The 17,469-nt window shown below is 58.4% G+C and carries 18 protein-coding genes; 5 read left to right on the top strand and 13 right to left on the bottom strand.

The features are described from left to right. Position 1: 1 nt before the first annotated feature. The 3 genes from dnaG to rpsU form a co-directional block, all read right to left on the bottom strand. Positions 2 to 1,906, bottom strand: a complete 1,905-nt coding sequence (gene dnaG, locus ACO05M_RS00185) for a DNA primase (protein ID WP_421866436.1) — start codon at positions 1,904 to 1,906, stop codon at positions 2 to 4. Positions 1,907 to 2,040: 134 nt separating this feature from the next. Further along, positions 2,041 to 2,493, bottom strand: a complete 453-nt coding sequence (locus tag ACO05M_RS00180; protein WP_421866433.1) for a GatB/YqeY domain-containing protein — start codon at positions 2,491 to 2,493, stop codon at positions 2,041 to 2,043. A 75-nt stretch (positions 2,494 to 2,568) separates the two neighbouring features. Then, the gene (gene rpsU / locus ACO05M_RS00175; RefSeq protein ID WP_114696222.1) at positions 2,569 to 2,784 is read right to left on the bottom strand and encodes a 30S ribosomal protein S21; all 216 of its coding nucleotides are present in this window, start codon (positions 2,782 to 2,784) and stop codon (positions 2,569 to 2,571) included. A gap of 221 nt (positions 2,785 to 3,005) precedes the next feature. Between rpsU and tsaD the strand changes: the two genes are divergently transcribed. Beyond that, positions 3,006 to 4,058, top strand: a complete 1,053-nt coding sequence (tsaD, locus tag ACO05M_RS00170; RefSeq protein ID WP_421870803.1) for a tRNA (adenosine(37)-N6)-threonylcarbamoyltransferase complex transferase subunit TsaD — start codon at positions 3,006 to 3,008, stop codon at positions 4,056 to 4,058. Between the two features lie 30 nt (positions 4,059 to 4,088). Here the strand turns inward: tsaD and plsY are convergent, their stop codons facing one another. After that, positions 4,089 to 4,679 carry a glycerol-3-phosphate 1-O-acyltransferase PlsY gene (gene plsY, locus ACO05M_RS00165; RefSeq protein ID WP_421866430.1) on the bottom strand — a complete coding sequence of 197 codons (591 nt, stop codon included), beginning with the start codon at positions 4,677 to 4,679 and terminating at the stop codon, positions 4,089 to 4,091. Between the two features lie 144 nt (positions 4,680 to 4,823). Here plsY and folB point away from each other — a divergent pair, with 144 nt between their 5' ends. Both folB and folK read left to right on the top strand, forming a co-directional pair. Further along, complete coding sequence (gene folB, locus ACO05M_RS00160) at positions 4,824 to 5,183, top strand: dihydroneopterin aldolase (protein ID WP_421866428.1); 360 nt, start codon at positions 4,824 to 4,826, stop codon at positions 5,181 to 5,183. Further along, complete coding sequence (folK, locus tag ACO05M_RS00155; RefSeq protein WP_421866426.1) at positions 5,180 to 5,728, top strand: 2-amino-4-hydroxy-6-hydroxymethyldihydropteridine diphosphokinase; 549 nt, start codon at positions 5,180 to 5,182, stop codon at positions 5,726 to 5,728. Before folB ends, folK begins: the two co-directional genes overlap by 4 nt. Before the next feature lie 40 nt (positions 5,729 to 5,768). On the opposite strand, the gene ACO05M_RS00150 is transcribed toward folK, so the two are convergent. Genes ACO05M_RS00150 through ACO05M_RS00110 form a run of 9 tightly spaced genes read right to left on the bottom strand, consistent with a single transcriptional unit; the run spans position 5,769 to position 15,408 of the window. Next, on the bottom strand, positions 5,769 to 6,548 hold the full coding sequence (locus ACO05M_RS00150) for a pteridine reductase (protein ID WP_421866424.1): 780 nt from the start codon (positions 6,546 to 6,548) through the stop codon (positions 5,769 to 5,771). A 4-nt stretch (positions 6,549 to 6,552) separates the two neighbouring features. Next, positions 6,553 to 7,692, bottom strand: coding sequence for a hypothetical protein (locus ACO05M_RS00145; RefSeq protein WP_421866422.1), 1,140 nt, complete (start codon positions 7,690 to 7,692; stop codon positions 6,553 to 6,555). Further along, entirely contained in the window at positions 7,692 to 8,036 is a 345-nt protein-coding gene (gene glpE, locus ACO05M_RS00140; RefSeq protein WP_421866419.1) for a thiosulfate sulfurtransferase GlpE, read from the bottom strand. Before glpE ends, ACO05M_RS00145 begins: the two co-directional genes overlap by 1 nt. Before the next feature lie 33 nt (positions 8,037 to 8,069). Then, a complete protein-coding gene (locus tag ACO05M_RS00135; protein ID WP_421866416.1) occupies positions 8,070 to 8,876 on the bottom strand; it encodes a symmetrical bis(5'-nucleosyl)-tetraphosphatase in 807 nt (268 codons plus the stop codon). A gap of 12 nt (positions 8,877 to 8,888) precedes the next feature. Next, positions 8,889 to 9,260 carry a Co2+/Mg2+ efflux protein ApaG gene (gene apaG / locus ACO05M_RS00130; protein WP_421866413.1) on the bottom strand — a complete coding sequence of 124 codons (372 nt, stop codon included), beginning with the start codon at positions 9,258 to 9,260 and terminating at the stop codon, positions 8,889 to 8,891. Continuing rightward, positions 9,253 to 10,092, bottom strand: coding sequence for a 16S rRNA (adenine(1518)-N(6)/adenine(1519)-N(6))-dimethyltransferase RsmA (rsmA, locus tag ACO05M_RS00125; RefSeq protein WP_421866410.1), 840 nt, complete (start codon positions 10,090 to 10,092; stop codon positions 9,253 to 9,255). The genes apaG and rsmA overlap by 8 nt, the downstream gene beginning before the upstream one ends. A gap of 49 nt (positions 10,093 to 10,141) precedes the next feature. Further along, a complete protein-coding gene (gene pdxA / locus ACO05M_RS00120; protein ID WP_421866408.1) occupies positions 10,142 to 11,146 on the bottom strand; it encodes a 4-hydroxythreonine-4-phosphate dehydrogenase PdxA in 1,005 nt (334 codons plus the stop codon). A gap of 7 nt (positions 11,147 to 11,153) precedes the next feature. After that, on the bottom strand, positions 11,154 to 12,458 hold the full coding sequence (locus ACO05M_RS00115; RefSeq protein WP_421866405.1) for a peptidylprolyl isomerase: 1,305 nt from the start codon (positions 12,456 to 12,458) through the stop codon (positions 11,154 to 11,156). Then, entirely contained in the window at positions 12,442 to 15,408 is a 2,967-nt protein-coding gene (locus ACO05M_RS00110) for an LPS-assembly protein LptD (protein ID WP_421866402.1), read from the bottom strand. The genes ACO05M_RS00115 and ACO05M_RS00110 overlap by 17 nt, the downstream gene beginning before the upstream one ends. Positions 15,409 to 15,625: 217 nt before the next feature. On the opposite strand from ACO05M_RS00110, the gene ACO05M_RS00105 reads away from it, so the two are divergent. Next, entirely contained in the window at positions 15,626 to 16,714 is a 1,089-nt protein-coding gene (locus ACO05M_RS00105) for an aminoglycoside phosphotransferase family protein (RefSeq protein WP_421866399.1), read from the top strand. A 42-nt stretch (positions 16,715 to 16,756) separates the two neighbouring features. Continuing rightward, positions 16,757 to 17,461 (top strand): N-acetylmuramate alpha-1-phosphate uridylyltransferase MurU, encoded by a 705-nt coding sequence (murU, locus tag ACO05M_RS00100; protein ID WP_421866397.1) that lies wholly within the window; start codon positions 16,757 to 16,759, stop codon positions 17,459 to 17,461. The last annotated feature ends 8 nt before the right edge of the window (positions 17,462 to 17,469 follow it).

Genomic DNA, 17,469 nt, shown 5'->3' with positions numbered 1-17,469 from the left:
GTCAGCGATGTTTTCGGCGTTGCCCGGCCAAGAGTAGTTCGGTCAGGCGTTTTTTGTCCTTACTGCTGAGTTGCTGGTTCTGCTGTTTCTCTTTCAAATAGTCTAGTTCGGCTTCGCGGGTTTGCTGCAGAAGCTGATCCAGGCAGCCGAGAAACTCCTGCTCACACTGCTCGCCGGATGAGATCAACAGCTCCTTGCTGGCCAGTTGTTTCAGTTGCGGCCCGTAGTCGCTGTCGCGCCACTGCAGCAGCAGGATGGCGGTGGGAATGTTGGGATCGTTGCGCAGCTGTTCGATCAGCGCTTTGAGTAATCCCTGCTCGGTATGTTGCAGTGAACCGAGGGCGTCGCTGGTTTCCAGGTCGACCTTCAGTGCCAGCTTGGGGTTATGCAGCAGTAGCTGCAGTGCCCGGGCACCGTTGGAGGTAGTGGCCAGGGCAGCGGCGGGCCGGTTTCTGCCGGAGCGAGTCCGAAAAGGTGACGGGGATGGGGTAAAGCCGGAGTCGCCATAGCTGGAGTCATAATTGCCGTAGCCCGAATCGTAATCGCCGTAGTCGGGGCCTGTCTGGCTGGGTTGTGCTTGGCGTTGAGTCGTGTGCTGAACGGTCGGGACGCTGGGTTCGGCCTTCGGGGTAAAGAACTGGCGCTCCAGGCCACTGATCTCTGACAGTTGCTGGCGCATCAGCTGCTGGAATACCTGGCCGGGGATCTTATCGATCATCGGCACTGCCAGGGCGCTGAGCCGGGCACGGCCTTCACCGCTTTCCAGATCCAGTGACTCCGACAGGCTGTCGAACAGGAACTCCGACAGCGGCAGGGCCTGATCGACGCGGCGGTTGAACGCCTCGGTGCCTTCGCTGCGGACCATGCTGTCCGGATCTTCGCCATCGGGCAGGAACAGGAACTTGGCCTGGCGACCATCCTCCATCAGCGGCAGGGCGGTCTCCAGGGCACGTTGGGCTGCCTGTCGGCCGGCATTATCACCGTCAAAACAGAACACCACCTCCGGCAGCAGCTTGAACAGGCGCTGAAGGTGGTTGGCGCTGGTGGCGGTGCCGAGGGTGGCGACCGCGTTGGTGATACCGAACTGGGCCAGTGCCACCACATCCATATAGCCTTCGACGATCAGTACCCGGTGCAGCTCACGGTTGGCCTGGCGCGCCTGATAAAGGCCGTACAGCTCCTCGTGCTTCTTGAAGGTATGGGTTTCCGGCGAATTCAGGTATTTGGGCTTCTCGTCGGTCAGCACTCGGCCGCCGAAGGCGATGGTGCGGCCGCGCATGTCGATGATCGGAAACATGATCCGGTCGCGGAAACGGTCGTAGCTGCGGTTCTGCTCCGGTTTCATGATCAGCATGCCGGCGTCATCGAGCTTGTTCTGCTGCTCGGTGCCGATATGTTTGAGCAGGTTGTCCCAGCCGGGCGGGGCGTAACCGATGCCGAAACGTTTGGCGATACTGCCGCTCAGGCCACGCTGCTTGAGGTAGTCGACCGCCTTATTGCGTTCGGGGTGTTCGCGTAATTGCTGTTGGTAGAAATCGCTGGCTTGCTGCAGCAGGTTGTAGCTTTGCTGTCGCTCCTGGTCGGCGCGGTTTTGCGGCCCGTTGCTTTGGGCCGGTACTTCGAGGCCGTGACGCTTGGCCAGGATATCCACCGCTTCGCGGAATTCGAGACGGTCATACTCCATCACAAAACCCAGCGCGTTGCCGCCGGCACCACAGCCGAAGCAGTAATAGAACTGTTTGTCCGGATTGACGCTGAAGGAGGGGGTTTTTTCCTGATGGAACGGGCAGAGCCCGGAGTAGTTTTTGCCGGTACGCTTGAGTTTTATCCGCTCCTCGACCACATCGACGATATCGGTTCGATGCAGCAGGTCGTCGATAAAATCTTGCGGTATCCGTCCGGCCATGGGGTTCTCGGGTGTCAGGAAAAACGTCCGGTCAGCCGTAACCCGATAAGGTTGGGTCTGTCGGGGACCGGTGGTCGGCCCAGATTATCAGCTCTGCGGTGATGAGGCAGTAACGAACTGCAACCGCGGCAGGATCAGCTCAGCTTGGCTTTGATCTGCTTGCTGACGACGGCCATGTCGGCGCGGCCTTGAAGCTGGGGCTTCAGGCGGCCCATGACCTGGCCCATTTCGCGCATTGAACTGGCGCCGGTTTCGCTGATCGCTTGATCGATCAGCTGGTCAATCTCTTGGTCGGTTAGCTGGGCAGGAAGAAACTGTTTAATCACCTCCAGTTCTTTCTTCTCTACCTCAGATAGATCATCACGGCCGGCGGCGTCGAACTGGGCGATCGAGTCGTTGCGCTGTTTCTGCATCTTATCCAGAACAGCAATAACTCGAGCGTCGTCCAGTTCAATGCGCTCGTTAACTTCAACATCTTTGATGGCCGATAAAATACTGCGCAACGTCTTCAGGCGATCCTTATCTTTGGCTCGCATGGCGTCTTTCTGAGCGGCTTTCAGCTCGGATTTCAGGGCGCAGTCGGTCATGGCTTCTGTCTATGTCTGGATGTCGAAGTTATTCCGTGGTTCAGGTACGTGCGGTACTAATCGGCTAAGCCGGGATTAGTACAGGCGAACGCGACGGTTGTTCTCGCGGGCGACCTTCTTGGCGTGACGCTTAACAGCGGCAGCAGCCTTGCGCTTACGTACAGAAGTCGGCTTCTCGTAGTGCTCGCGGCGACGTACTTCAGCCAGAATACCTGCCTTCTCGCAAGAACGCTTAAAACGACGCAGAGCGATATCAAACGGCTCGGTATCACGGACTTTTACACTTGGCATTGTCTTACCTTTGGTTAACGTTAATTTCGTTGATCGAACAATGTGGTTTCAGGGCGGTTAAACCAGAGTTTTTGGCCACAGAAACGGCCCCCGAAAATTTCAGGGGCGCACATTCTAATTCTTCCTCAAAGGTATTGTAAACCCTGATGGGGGATTTTGATGGCATCGTCCCGTTGGGCTGGTATTATGCGCCGAAACTGCCGAGCTGCCAGAGAATTCAGATGCGTGTATTGGGTATAGAGACCTCCTGTGATGAAACCGGTGTTGCGCTGTATGACAGTGAGCAGGGCCTGTTGGCCGATGCGCTCTACAGTCAGGTGGCGATGCATGCCGAATACGGCGGTGTGGTGCCTGAGCTGGCGTCGCGGGACCACATTCTGAAACTGATCCCGTTGATCCGTCAGGTGCTGAGCGAGGCCGGTTGTGATGCTGGTGGTGAGGGTGCCGGCAATGGAGAAGGTATCGATGCCATTGCCTATACGGCCGGCCCCGGCCTGATCGGTGCGCTGATGACCGGCGCGTCGCTGGCGACTTCGCTGGCGCTGGCCTGGAATAAGCCGGTGTTGGGGGTACATCATATGGAAGGTCATCTGTTGGCCCCGATGCTGGAGGCCGAGCCGCCGGCGTTCCCCTTTTTGGCGCTGCTGGTTTCCGGTGGTCATACCCAGCTGTTTGAAGTGAAGGGGTTGGGTCAGTATCAGTTGTTGGGCGAGTCCCTCGACGATGCGGCCGGGGAGGCGTTCGACAAAGCGGCCAAGATGCTGGGGTTGGATTATCCGGGAGGCCCGTTGATCGCCAAGCGCGCCGAGCAAGGTACGCCGGGACGGTTCCGTTTCCCGCGACCGATGACCGATCGGCCCGGGTTGGACCTGAGTTTCAGCGGCTTAAAGACCTTTACCCTGAATACGTCCGACAAGCTGCGTGACGAGTCGGGGGAACTGAGCGAGCAGGATATCAACGATATCGCGCTGGCTTTCCAGGAAGCGGTGATCGATACCCTGACGATCAAGTGCCGCCGGGCACTGGAGCAAACCGGGTTGAAGACCCTGGTGATCGCCGGTGGGGTCAGCGCCAATTCGATGCTGCGTGAGCGCCTCGGCGCGATGGCGACCAAGCGTGGCGCCGAGCTGTTCTATGCCCGGCCGAAGTTTTGTACCGACAACGGCGCGATGATCGCCTATGCCGGTTGTCAGCGCCTGCTGGCCGGGCAGCGTAGCGGCGACAAAATAGAGGCCCGACCTCGCTGGCCGATGGTCGAATTGGCACCGGTCTAAGGTTTGGTGGTTTGGGGGCGTGTTCTGAGGTTAGAGCCGTTGCTCGCTGCCGCTGATCAGTCGACGGATGTTGTTGCGGTGGCTGATAATCAGCAGCAAAGACATCAGTCCCAGTACCGGCAGTAACTCCGGTTGTTGCCAGTAGCACAGGAGCGGGGTGGCTAAGGCACAGGTTATCGAAGCCACCGAGGAGCGCCGGAAAGTCAGCATGGTGACCAGCCACAGGCTGATCTGACTGAGCGCGAGTAGCGGGTCGATACCGAGGCAGGCGCCCAGAAAAGTGGCAACGCCCTTGCCGCCACGAAAACGAAAGAAAACAGGTAGCATGTGTCCGATCACGGCTGCTAAACCGCAAAGGGCGGCCTCTAAAAGACTGAGTCCGAACTGCAACGCCAGCCAGACCGGCAGGGTGCCTTTAAGCAGGTCGGCAACAAAGGTGATGGCGGCTGCATGTTTGGAGCTGGTCCGCCAGACATTGGTCGCGCCGGGGTTGCCCGAGCCCAGCGTTCGCGGATCCTCATAACCCAACGCACGGCAAACCAGCACTGCGCTGGAGATAGATCCCAGCAGGTAGGCGCCGATCATTAGCAGGGCGCAGGTTAGATTGAGCTCAAACGCCATGGAGCTGTGCCAAGTCTGATAAATGGGCCAATAATTGCTGCTATGCAGCACGCAAGCTAAACATGCATTAGTAGCAGAACTGTTCGATGATGTAAAAGCGGCCAACGTCGGCCCCGATCGTTCAGTCTGCCCAAGGAGATCTTAATGGACATTGTTTATATCAAGGAACTGGAAGTGGAAACGGTGATCGGTATCTACGATTGGGAGCGCAAGATCCGCCAACGGGTCAGCCTCGATCTGGAGATGGCAACCGATATCCGCCAAGCCGCCAATACCGAAGATATCGACAACACCATCAGCTATAAGACCGTTAGCAAGCGCTTGATCGCCTTTATCGAGCAGAGTGAATTCCTGCTGGTCGAAACCATGGCCGAACAGATCGCCGAGATCGTACTGAGCGAATTCCCCACCCCGTGGATCCGGTTGCGCCTGGGTAAGCCGGGAGCCGTTCGAGGTGCCAAGGATGTCGGGGTGATCATTGAACGTGGCGAGAAGCCGGCATGAGTCAGGCGTTTTTAAGCATCGGTAGCAATATCGAGCGCCAGCGTTACATCAGTGCCTGCCTGGATGCCCTGCAGTTGCAGTTCGGTGAGTTGTTGATCTCCAGCGTATACGAAAGTGAAGCGGTGGGGTTTGACGGCGATCCGTTCTACAACCTGGTGGTTGGGATAGAGACCGAGCTGGCGCTGCCGCAACTGTTCAGCCTGTTACGCCGGATCGAACATGACAACGACCGCTGTCGCAATGCAATCAAGTTCAGCGCCCGAACGCTGGATATCGATATCCTGATCTACGACGACTTCGTTGGTGAATTTCGGCTGGAAGATGGCAGTGGCGGCGAGCTGCCACGCGACGAAATCCTAACCAATGCATTTGTACTGCAGCCGTTGGCTGAGATTGCTCCTGAGTACTTACATCCTGTATCCCAGCGCAGCTACAGCGATATTTGGCAGGATTACGACAGTCGCCGGCAGCAGGATGCGAAGAAACGCCAGCGGCTCTGGACGGTACCGTTTGAATGGCAAGGCCAGCAGCTTCAGCGTAACTGAGCGCCGGTTTACCAAAAGAGCAGCTCCAGGCGGGTCGGGATCAGCAGACCGACTTACCGCCATCGACCGCCAGGATCTGGCCGGTGATAAAGTTCTGCCCGGCCAGAAACAGCACCGCGTCGGCAATGTCATCGGGGCATCCGTAGCGACCCAGCAGGGTGCTGTCGAGAGCTTTCTGTTCCGCTTCCTTATCCCGTTTGGCAGCGCCTTCCGGCGGCAGTATCGGCCCGGGGGCAACGCCGTTGACGCGCACCTTGGGTGCCAGCTCCTTGGCCAGTGATTGGGTCAACATCGCCAGTCCGGCCTTGGCGACTGAGTAGACCGGAAATCCTTTCAGCGGCCGTTGGGCATGGACATCCACGATATTCACAATCACCCCTTCGCGTTGCTGTAGCTCGTCGGCCAAGGCCTGCGATAACCACAGCGGTGCCTGCAGGTTGGAACCGATCAGGTCGTTCCATTGGGTTTGGTTGGCCTGGGCCAATGGGGTGGGGTAGAAGGTCGAGGCATTGTTGACCAGCAGGTCGAGCCGTTGCCAGTAATCCCGTGCCCGGTTGGCCAATTGGCGGACCTGGTCCGCATCGTTCAGATCGGCGCTCAGGCAGCAGGCGCTGGCCGGTTCGATACGATTCAACTCGGCGGCCAGCAGTTCGGCCTCGGCCTGAGACCGGTTGTAGTGGATTACGACCCGATAGCCCGCGCCATGCAGGCGTCGGGCGATACAGGCGCCGACGCGGCGGGCCGCTCCGGTCACCAGAGCGACGGGGCTGTCGAAACCGGGTCTGGATGTGACGGAGCTGAAGCAGGCGGGCTGAGTCATCGGGTTACTCCTGATCGTTGCTGTCGGGCGCTGCTTGTGGCGGTGTGGGTGACAGCTGCTGTTGCAGCCAGGAGAGTCGACGCCGTTGCAGTTCCTGCCCCAGCTCTGCGCCTTTGAAACCTTGCTGTACCAGTTGCCTGGGTTGAATCTGGTTGATGCCGTCGATCAGTTCCGGTAATTGCCGACATCGATTCAGGCTCTCGGGATGGTCGGTGAAGATCAACCCGCAGCCCTCGATAAAGGGCGCTAAACGTTCGGGGCGGCGTGACAGATCCAGACCCTGATACAGTGACAGCAGCCGTTCTGCCGTCAACGGCTTCTGTAGCGTCGGATGATGCCGTCGCAGTAACTGCGCGCTTTGCTGGAATCGCTTGGGTGTCTTGAGCCGCTGCTGCAGCTGTTCCAGATCGGCTTCCTGTTCGATTTGATGGCACAGCAGCGCCCAGCGGACTTCATCATCGAACTGTTGGGCCGCCGCCTGCTCGAGTAGCTCTATCAGGCGCGAATTAAGCTGCAGCTCCGGCATCAGTTGTGCCAGCGCACCACACTGTTGCAGGCAGCTGAAATACAGTTGCGGTGAGCTTTCGCCCAGTGCCCGTTCGGTTTCCTTCCAGACCCGTTCGCTGGACAGGGCCTGGAGTTCTTCCCGGCTGCTGAGTTGGCTCATCAACGCCATCGTTTCAGCGGCCACCTCAAACCCCAGTCGATGGAAGCGGGCCAGAAAACGGGCCGTGCGCAGTACCCGCAGAGGATCTTCGGCAAAGGCGGCGGAGACATGACGCAGGCGTTTTTGTTTCAGATCGTCACGGCCGCCGTAGGGGTCGATCAGCTGTCCCTGGTTATCTTCGGCCATCGCATTGATGGTGAGGTCTCGGCGTAACAGATCCTGTTCCAGGGTGACATCGGGAGCCGCATGAAACTGGAAGCCGCCGTAGCCAAGGCCGGTCTTACGTTCGGTACGGGCCAGGGCATATTCTTCATGGGTCCGGGGGTGTAAAAAGACCGGAAAGTCTTTGCCCACCGGCACGAAGCCGTCTGCCAGCATCTGCTCTGCGCTGGCACCGACCACGACCCAGTCGCGGTCATAGACCTCGAAGCCGAGCAGGCGGTCACGAACGGCACCGCCGACCAGATAGGTCTGCATCAAGGTTGTTCCCGGTCCGGATGCTGGGCCTGCTGGCAGTGCTGAGGAAACTGCTGCTGCCAGCCTTCGAAACCTCCGGCCAGGCTGTAGACCTCTTCGAACCCCCGGCTGATCAGAAACTGGGCCGCTGACTGGCTGCTCAGGCCGTGGTAGCAGTAGACCACCAGCGGCAGATCCAGGTCGGACTCTTCGACAAACTGCTGCAGGTTGCTGTTGTCCAGATGGACTGCGCCGGGTATGTGTGCGCGGGAAAAGCTCTCAGGGTCGCGGATATCGGCCAGGGCGGCACCTTGGTCGATCAGGGTTTTGGCCCGTTGGGCGTCGATCTGTTCGAATTCGGTCATGCGGTGACTCCTGCGCAGTGGTTGAAGGAGGGCTCAGGCGTAGCCGGGACTGGGGACTTGAAACAGGCGTTGATCCTGTATCCGTAGCGCGGTCAGCTGGCCGCCCCAGACACAACCGGTATCCAGAGCATGGAAACCGTCACGATTGGCGCGTCCTTCCAGCGAGGCCCAGTGTCCAAAGAGTAGCTGTTGATCGGCGCAACGGTGGTCTTCAAAACTGAACCAGGGGGCAAAGCCTTTGGGCGGATTGGCCGGACCGGTCTTGGTAGCCAGCTCCAGCGTGCCGTCGGCGCTGCAGAAGCGCATTCGGGTCAGGTAGTTGGTGATCAGCCGGTGGCGGGCGTGACCCTCGAGCATCGGATCCCAGCGGTCGGGACTGTTGCCGTACATGTTGGCGAAAAAATCACCGGCTTTAGGCCCTTGCAGGACCACTTCCATCTCGGCGGCGCAGGCGGCGGCGGTGTCAGGATCCCAGATCGGCGGGATACCGGCATGAACCATCAGGTAGCCTTGGTCGCGATGCAGCAGGGGTAGATGGCGCAGCCATTCCATCAGTTCGAGCCGATCCGGTGCGGCCAGGATTTCATCGAAGGTATCTTTGCGACCGACGCGCTTCTTGTCGTGGGCGACGGCCAGCAGGTGTAGGTCGTGGTTGCCCAGAACGGTGCGGGCCTGGTTGCCCAGGGATTTAACAAAACGTAGCGTTTCCAGCGACTTGGGGCCCCGGTTAACCAGATCGCCGGTAATCCAGAGTTGATCCTCTCGACCAAAACCGACCTGCTCAAGCAGCTGGAGCAGTTCATCCAGGCAGCCCTGAAGATCGCCGACGGCATAGATCATCGTATTGTCCTTTTAGTGCAGTGCGTGGGGGAGCGCCAGGGTGAAGGCGTCGATCGGAGCCTGGAACTGCTCGCCGGAGGCGCTCTGCATCACGTAGTAACCCTCCATGATTCCCACTTCGGAGGGTAAGACGGTGCCGCTGGTGTAGCTGTAGCTGTCGCCGGGTTCGATCTCCGGCTGTTCGCCGACTACGCCCTGGCCTTCGACCTCCTGCACATGCTGATCACCGTCGGTGATGCGCCAGTAGCGGCTCAACAGCTTGACCGCTTCGCCACCGTTGTTGCTGATGGTGATGTGGTAGGCGAACACGAATCGCTGGTTATCCGGGTCGGACTGATGGTCGAGGTAGTCGGTCTTGACGTCGATGCTGATCGGCTCACTCATGGGGATTCTCCGGCTCGGATTGGGACTGCTGCACATATAGACTGTAGCGGTTGGCCAGGGTTACAAACTCCGGCAATGAGATCCTTTCGGGGCGGATGCCGGGATCGATACCGACCGCTTCGATCAGTTCAACCGGCAGCAACTGCTTCAGATTGTTGCGCAGGGTCTTGCGGCGTTGAGTGAAGGCGGTGCGTACCAGGGTTTCGAAATCCTTGGGGTTGTCGGCCAGATGCGGCGGGGTCGGATAGGGCTTGAGCTTGACGATCGCCGAATCGACCTTGGGTTTGGGGTGGAAGGCTTCCGGGCCAACCAGAAACAGATTCGACACCTCGCAATAGTATTGCGCCATGATGCTCAGACGTCCGTAGGCGCTCTCACCGGGCTGGGCCGCCAGCCGTTCGACCACCTCTTTCTGAAGCATGAAATACATATCTTCGATCAACCCGCTGTGGCTGAGTAGATGGAAGATCAGCGGAGTCGAGATGTTGTAGGGCAGGTTACCGACCACCCGCAGCGGGCGTTCGTCGGTCGCCAATTGGCCAAAATCGAACTTCAGCGCATCCGCTTCATGGATGCGGAAGTTCTGCTCGTAACGGAAGAACTGGGTGCGAAGAATCGGGATCAGGTCACGGTCCAGTTCGACCACATCCAGCTCGCCGGCTGCGGCCAGCAGCTCTTCGGTAAGGGCGCCCAGGCCCGGACCGATCTCGACCAAATGCTGGCCGGGTTTGGGGTGAATGGCGCGGATGATCCGCCGGATCACGCCGGGATTCTGGAGAAAATTCTGACCGAAACGCTTACGCGCCTGATGGCCGAGCGGGCTCTGCTTCATGGGTATCCTGTTTGCGCGCGAGCTGGTCTCGCACGTTGTCTGTGTTGGGCTATGACGGGGTGTTACCGCGCTGCGCGGCGACCATCAGCGCCGCATAATCGATGGCGGTGATCAAGCTGCCGCTATCGGCCTGACCCGTTCCAGCCAGGTCCAGTGCCGTACCGTGATCAACCGAGGTGCGGATGATCGGTAGTCCCAAGGTAATATTAACCGCTTTTCCGAACCCTTTGTGCTTTAACACCGGCAATCCCTGGTCGTGATACATCGCCAGTACCGCATCGGCATCTTTCAGGTGATGTTCGCAGAACAGGGTGTCAGCGGGAAGGGGGCCGATCAGGTTCATCCCTTCGGCATTGAGCCTGGCCAGGGTGGGTTCGATGATCTGCTGCTCTTCCAATCCCAGGTGGCCGCCTTCACCGGCGTGGGGGTTGAGCCCGCAAACCAGAATGCGTGGCTGTTGCAGGCCGAATTTGGTGCGCAGATCCTGGTTAAGAATGTGGCAGATCTGGCTGATGCGCTCGGCTGTAATGGCCGCCGGTACCTGGCTTAACGGCAGGTGGGTAGTAACCAGCGCAACCCGAAGGCCTTCGGTCGCCAGCATCATGACGACCTGTTCGGCACCGGTGCGCTCCATCAGAAACTCGGTATGGCCGCTGAATGGGGTGCCGGCATCGTTGATAACGCCTTTGTGTACCGGGGCGGTGACCAGCGCATCGAATTGACCGTTCAGGCAGCCATCGGTGGCGAGTCGTAAGCTTTGCAGGACGTAGTCGGCGTTGGCGCTGTTGAGCTGACCGGCGACGCAGCTTTCAGCCAGGGGCAGGTCAAGGACCCAGAGCTCGCCGGCTTGGCTCGGTTGCGGCGGCTGATCTGCGTTGAACGGGCGCAAGTTCAGCGGCAGTCCCAGGCTCTCGGCGCGTTGGCGCAACAGCTCGGCGTTGCCGATCACCACCAGTTGATGGGGCTGGGGGTGTTGCGCCAGCTGGACGCAAAGATCCGGGCCGATACCGGCTGGTTCACCCGGGGTCAGGGCGAGACGGAAGCAGTGCGGCATCGGTCTGTTACAGTTTTTTCTCAATATAGGCCTGGGCGTGAATTTCACGCAGCCAGTTGGACAGACCTTCGGTGTACTTGCGCTTACGAAGGGTCTGATAGGCCTCATTTTCCAGCATCTGTTTGCCGAAGTCCTGTTGGCGACGGTCAGTGACCTGCAGAATGTGCCAGCCGAACTGACTCTGGAACGGCGGGCTGATCTCGCCGGTGGCCGTGGCATGCATGGTGGATTCAAACTCCGGTACCATCTGGCCGTCCATCACCCAGCCCAGCTCACCGCCTTTGCTGCCGCTGCCGGGATCGTCGCTGAACTGTTTGGCCAGAACGGCGAAATCTTCACCCCGATTCAGGCGACGGAACAGCTCGCGGATCTGCAGCTCCGACTCTTCGGCGGATCTGATCTGATTCGGGCTGATCAGGATATGGCGAACCTGGGCCTGATCGATCATCTGCTTTTGACCGCCACGCTTATCGTTGACCTTCAGGATATGGAAACCGCCACCGACCCGGAACGGTTCCGTCATTTCGCCTTTATCGAGTGAAGCCAGGGCTTCGGCAGCGGCTTCAGGCAGCTCGGAGGGCTTGCGCCAGCCGATCTCGCCGCCTTTCAGCGCTTCCGGACTTTTTGACACGGCAATCGCCACCTGGCCAAAATCTTCACCGTTGAGCAGTCGTTGATACACCTCGCGGGCATGACTGGTGGCGGCGATCAGCTGTTCGCTGGTGGCACCATTGGGTACCGGTATCATGATATGGCTCAGATTCAGCTGCACTTCGGTGCTTTTCTTGCCCTGCTCGGATGCGAGGAAGTTCTTGACCTCCTGCTCGGTAACCTGGACCCGCTGGTTGACCACCCGCTCCTGAACCCGCGCCAGCAGCATTTCGGTACGGATCTGCTCGCGGACTTCAAGGTAGTTCTGTCCCTCCTGCTCCAGCTGAGCTTTAAACTCGGGTAGGGTCAGACCGTTGCTTTCGGCAATTCGATCGAGTGTGTTGTTGAGTTCGGCATCAGACACGGCAATGCCCTGTTCGGCCGCCTTCTGCATCTGGATACGCTCGATAATCATCTTGGACAGCACTTGACGGGTGAAGGTGTCATTGTCGGGAAGACGGGTGTTGCGCTTGGCAATCTGCTGTCGAATGATATCGCTTCGCCGCTGCAGTTCGGTCTCGAGAATAATGTCGTCTTCGACGATGGCGACGACCCGATCCAGCGCTGTTTCGGCCGCTGAGGCCACCGGAATATGACTCAGTAGGCCGACCAGTAGTGCTGGTACCAGACCGCGGATCAAACAGTTAGTTGGTTTCATCATAGGTGCTACGCTCTTCAAAACCGGTGATCTCTTTCATGAAGCTTCTCGCCTTGGTGCCGCTGTCACCAACCGCGCGGGTGCCGATGCCCCCCAATCCTTTGAGTTCAAATTGCAGAAAAATTCCATCTTTGCGTCGATCGGTGCTGTCCGAGGTGATCCATTCACGATAAATGGTGCGGATCTGCCAACAGCAGTTTTCGTACTCAAAACCGACAATGGTGTCGAGTGATTCCTTCGCTTCCCAATCATGCTGCCAGCGGCCGAGCATGCTCCATTGGGGGCTGAGCGGCCAGATCCAAGACAGGTCGGTCTGTTCAACCGAGTCTTTGGTGAAACGGTAGCCGAGGTTGATCACATGATCGATATCGGACTGGTAGGTCAGCTTGAAGTTGCGGGCCAGGTTTTGGCGGGCATCCCGGTCCCACTCGGCATCGGCGCGAAGACGCAGCTGGCGGGTGAAATTGACCGTCGCTTCGGCAGCCAGGTTGGAGGTGCTTTCGGTCAAGATGCTGGAACTGCTGTCGAGCCTGACTTTGCGGTCTTTGAAATAGTGGATCTGACCGATGCTGGCGTTGGCCAGTTCGCGGCCATCCGTGTCGAGCAGTCGGCTGGTCAGGCCCAGGGTTGCCTGGCGGGTATCGCCGATACGGTCATAGCCGCTGAAGCGGTTGTCGCGGAACAACTGGTTGAAACCAAAGGTCAGCTCGGATGAATCGAAGGTCGGCAGCTCGCTCTGGTCTTCGAACGGTACCTCCAGCAGATAGAGCCGAGGCTCCAGGGTCTGGGTGTACTGTTGCTCGCCGTAATCGAAGTAACGATCGAAATAGAGTCCGCTGTCGAGGCTCAGCAGAGGGACGGTTCGCACCGGGCTGCTATCAAAGCCGCTGGGTTGATCGTTAAGGCTGTACTGGGTCTGGGTCAGGCGGATCTTCGGCTTGATATAACCCCAGGAACGCTCGAAGGGGACGCTGGCACTGGTTTCCAAGTGAAGGCGCCCGCCATGGGTACGATCGAGACCACTAAAGCCGGTGGGGTCCCGGTCAAAATGGGTGAAGTCAGCCAGATAATCGAACTGCAGCCAATCGGTATCCAGTTGCGGGGTTCCCTTGACCCGTAACGATGGAAGCTTTTGGTAGGGCCTTTCGGCAGCATCATCGATGGTTTGGTAATCGCGAACTTCGGCTGAAAAACTGAAGCCACGGACATGGTAGTTGACTTGAGCCTTCTGGAGCAGGTGGGATTCTTCGTTCAGGTCCAGATTGGTGCCCAGGTCGTCGAAGTAGTCCTGATCGCTGACCGCCGTGTAATCGACCGAGGTGCTCCAATTGCTGGCCGGTGAACCCTTATGTTCGAAGCCCAGGATCCAGCGCTCTTCATCGTTGCGCTCCTTATCTTCGGCCATATAGGCGAACGACAACACATTCAAGCCGTATTGGTTCAGATAACGGAACTCATTTTCCAGCAACTGGCCACGCTTGTTGATCCAGCGCAGTGTCAGGGTATCGTCGTAATTAGGCGCCAGGTTGAAGTAGTAGGGCTGGGCATAGTCGAAACCGTTGTCGCTGGTCAGAGCGAAACTGGGGAACAGCAGGCCCGACATCCGGCGATCATCGATCGGGAATGACATATAGGGCACGTACAGCGCTGGTACGTCGTTGAACCTCAGTGTTGCATGGGTGACTTCACCAAGACCTTCCTCCTGGTGTAGTACGATTTTGCTACCCTGGATGCTCCAGGAATCATTGCCCGGCTCGCAGCGGGTATAGCTGCCTTGCTCGATGATCAGTTCGTTACTGTCCAAACGGGTGATGCGATCGGCGCTACCCCGAAGGTGGCGACCATGGAATACGAATTGAGCCTGTTCCAATACTGCGCGGTTGTTCTGGATATCGATGTCGGCCTGTTCACCCAGTAGTAAAACGCCGGGTTCGCGGAACTGGACCATTCCGTTTAGCTCGGCCGTCTCGCTTTGATGATCGATGCGTGCACTCTGTGCGCGAGCCTGACGGTTGCCTTTGCGTAAAAAGATGTTGCCACTCAGCTCGGTCGTGCTGTTTCCAAGCGTCCGGCTGCTGTCGGCCTTGATATAAACCGGCTGATCGTCGTCACCGAGCAGGGCATCCTCGAAATCGAAGCTCGGCTCGATGTAACTGCCTGCGCAGTGGCTGAGCGGCGACACTCCGGTCGGATTCGGGTACCAATCCAGGAAGGCATAGGGTGCATCGTCAAAGAGATTTTCCTGCTGCCGCTCTCCGTCGGGATTAGAAGCTACCCGCCCTTGCGCCAACCATTGCTGGCGCGCTTGTTGTTGGGTTTCGATTACCGTGGCTGCGGTCGCGTAGGTTTCGGGATAGTTTTCCCGGTAGCGCTTGTCCTCGGTAGAGTTAGGCGTGGAGGCTGATCGAGCCGCTCGTCCGGAGGCTGTGGCGGTATTGTTATTGCCTTGGCGACAATTCCATTGATCGTCAGCGGCTTGGCAGGCCCAGGCGGTATTAAGCAGAGAGGGTTCAACGGCGACTTGCTGATCGCGGCTATCGACGGATCCCTGTTCAGCTTCCCTGTTAAGTGCAGCGTCGGAAACGACCACGGCTTCTGTTTTGGCAGCAGAGATTGTCTCGGAGTCTGGTTTGGCTTGGCTTGCCGCGTTGGTTTTAGGTTTGATGTCGGCTTCAGCGGCCACCTCTGTTACAGGTGGTTGTTCTGCCGTGGCTTCAACCGCAACCGGTGTGCTGGATGTCTGCGTTGTCTGAGCTTCAACCGAACCCTGGGTTTGAGCCTGCTGCTGCGTCGCCGATTCGGGTACGCCGTCTTCGCGACGACAGTCCCAGTGCCCATCGATCGTCCGGCAGTCCCAGACGATATTGGCAGATTGATCTACCGGTGTTTCATCGGCTGCCAAAGAGGCGGTGGCGGGGCTGAATAGGGTTAGACCGAGCAATAATCTTCGCACTTGAAGGTCTGGTTGGGTGGGCATGGGGTTGGTGTCGGCTCCGTCAACAACATAGCGACCGAGGCCCACAAGCCCCTGTCAGAAGGTGTTCGATTTCTTGTAAGATTCGACTCATCTGTGAGCCGCGGGTAACAGCACCTCATGGCTTAACCGCTGCCTAGGTTCTGCATCGCAGGCAGCATCATAATGCATCCATACCATTGGTGGAATCTTTAGTTTGAATGAGAAACAGTTGGATCGGCGCCTGAACCAGTTGCAGGACTGGGTCCCGTCGGCTTTCGAACAGCTAGGAATTGATCTGGCGGAAGATTGGCAGCTCCAAGCCGTCTCCGGTGACGCCAGCTTCCGGCGCTATTTTCGGGTACACAGCCATAACCTGAGCTGGATCGCTGTCGATGCGCCTCCCCAGAAAGAGGATAGCGCGCCTTTTGTCGCCATCGCCAGAGCCTGGGAAACGCTGGATATTCATGTGCCCCAGGTACACCTTGCCGACCTCAGCCAGGGCTTTATGCTGTTGTCCGACCTGGGCGATACCCTCTACCTGGATCGGCTCACTCCCGATAGCGCCGACCCGTTGTACCGTCAGGCGTTGGTGACCCTGACCCATATCCAACAGTGTCGCTCGATTCAGGGGGAACCCTTTCCGCCCTATAATCGGGCTTTGCTGCAGCGGGAGATGGACCTGTTTTCAGACTGGTTTCTGGGGCAGCTACTCGAACTTAAGCTGACCAGCTACGAGCAGAAATTGCTGGGACAGGTCTATGAGCGCCTGATTGTATCGGCGCTGGAGCAGCCCCAGGTCTGCGTACACCGGGATTACCACAGCCGAAATTTGATGGTGATCGATGCCCAGGCGCCGGGGGTGATCGATTTCCAGGATGCGGTTTGGGGACCGATCACCTATGACCTGGTGTCGTTGTTGCGAGACTGCTATATCGACTGGCCCGAACATCGTGTGACCAGCTGGGCGTTGGATTATGCCGAGCTGGCGGCCGAGGCGGGATTGATGGACTCGGTTTCCGAACAGCGCTTTCTGGGGTGGTTCGATCGAATGGGAATGCAGCGACATCTCAAAGCGATCGGTATCTTTGCGCGTTTGAATCTGCGCGATAGTAAGCCGGGTTATCTGGGTGATATTCCTCGAACCCTCGATTATCTACGGCGAGTGGCGGCCAGCCATACTGAGTTGGCAGAATTTGGCCGTTGGTTGGATCAACGGGTGGTTCCGGCAATGAGCCTGAGCGGTTTGTTTTCGATGGAACGATTAGAGCAACCACTTAGCTCTGGCGCGTCTGATGCAATCTGATGCAGGCGTGCTGACCAGGCCAGGGTCGCTGGAGACGTGTCGATGCGAGCGATGATTCTGGCCGCAGGGTTGGGAACCCGGATGCGGCCGTTGACCAACCATTGCCCTAAACCGCTGCTGCCGGTGGCGGGTAAGCCGTTGATTGAATATCAGCTCGAACGTTTGGCTGCACTGGGCGTTAAGCAGGTGGTCATCAATGTGAGCTATCGAGCGGAACAGATCGAGCAAGCGCTGGGTGATGGTCAGCGTTGGGGGATGGCGATCCATTACTCCGATGAGCCGGAAGCGCTGGAAACCGCCGGTGGTATCATTCAAGCCCTCGGGCAATTGGACGATGGCCAGGACAGCCCTTTTCTGTTGCTTAACGGCGATGTCTGGTGTGAGCTGCCGCTGGATCGGTTACCCCGACGGTTCGATGCTAAGGGATTGCTGTTGCTGGTGGATAACCCGGACCACAACCCGGAGGGTGATTTTTTGCTGCAGCGGGGGCGGATTGTCAAATATGCGGACGAGGACTACAGGATGAGCCCGCCCCGGTTAACTTTTGCCGGTATCAGCCTGTTACGTCCCAGCTTGTTTGCCGGGCTTGCACCGGGGAAACGGGCGCTCGGTCCCTTGCTGCATCAAGCGGCTGAGAAAGGCGAACTGGCCGGCCAGCATTACACCGGATTTTGGCTTGATGTCGGGACACCGGAGCGACTGCAGTACCTGGATAGACGACTGCAACATGCGCAATCAACAGAATGAGACAGGGG

The organism is Motiliproteus sp. (genome assembly GCF_965230735.1).
Taxonomy (GTDB): domain Bacteria; phylum Pseudomonadota; class Gammaproteobacteria; order Pseudomonadales; family Balneatricaceae; genus Motiliproteus.
The sequence above is the reverse complement of the archived record's forward strand: the minus strand, read 5'-3'. Positions and strand labels throughout refer to the sequence as shown.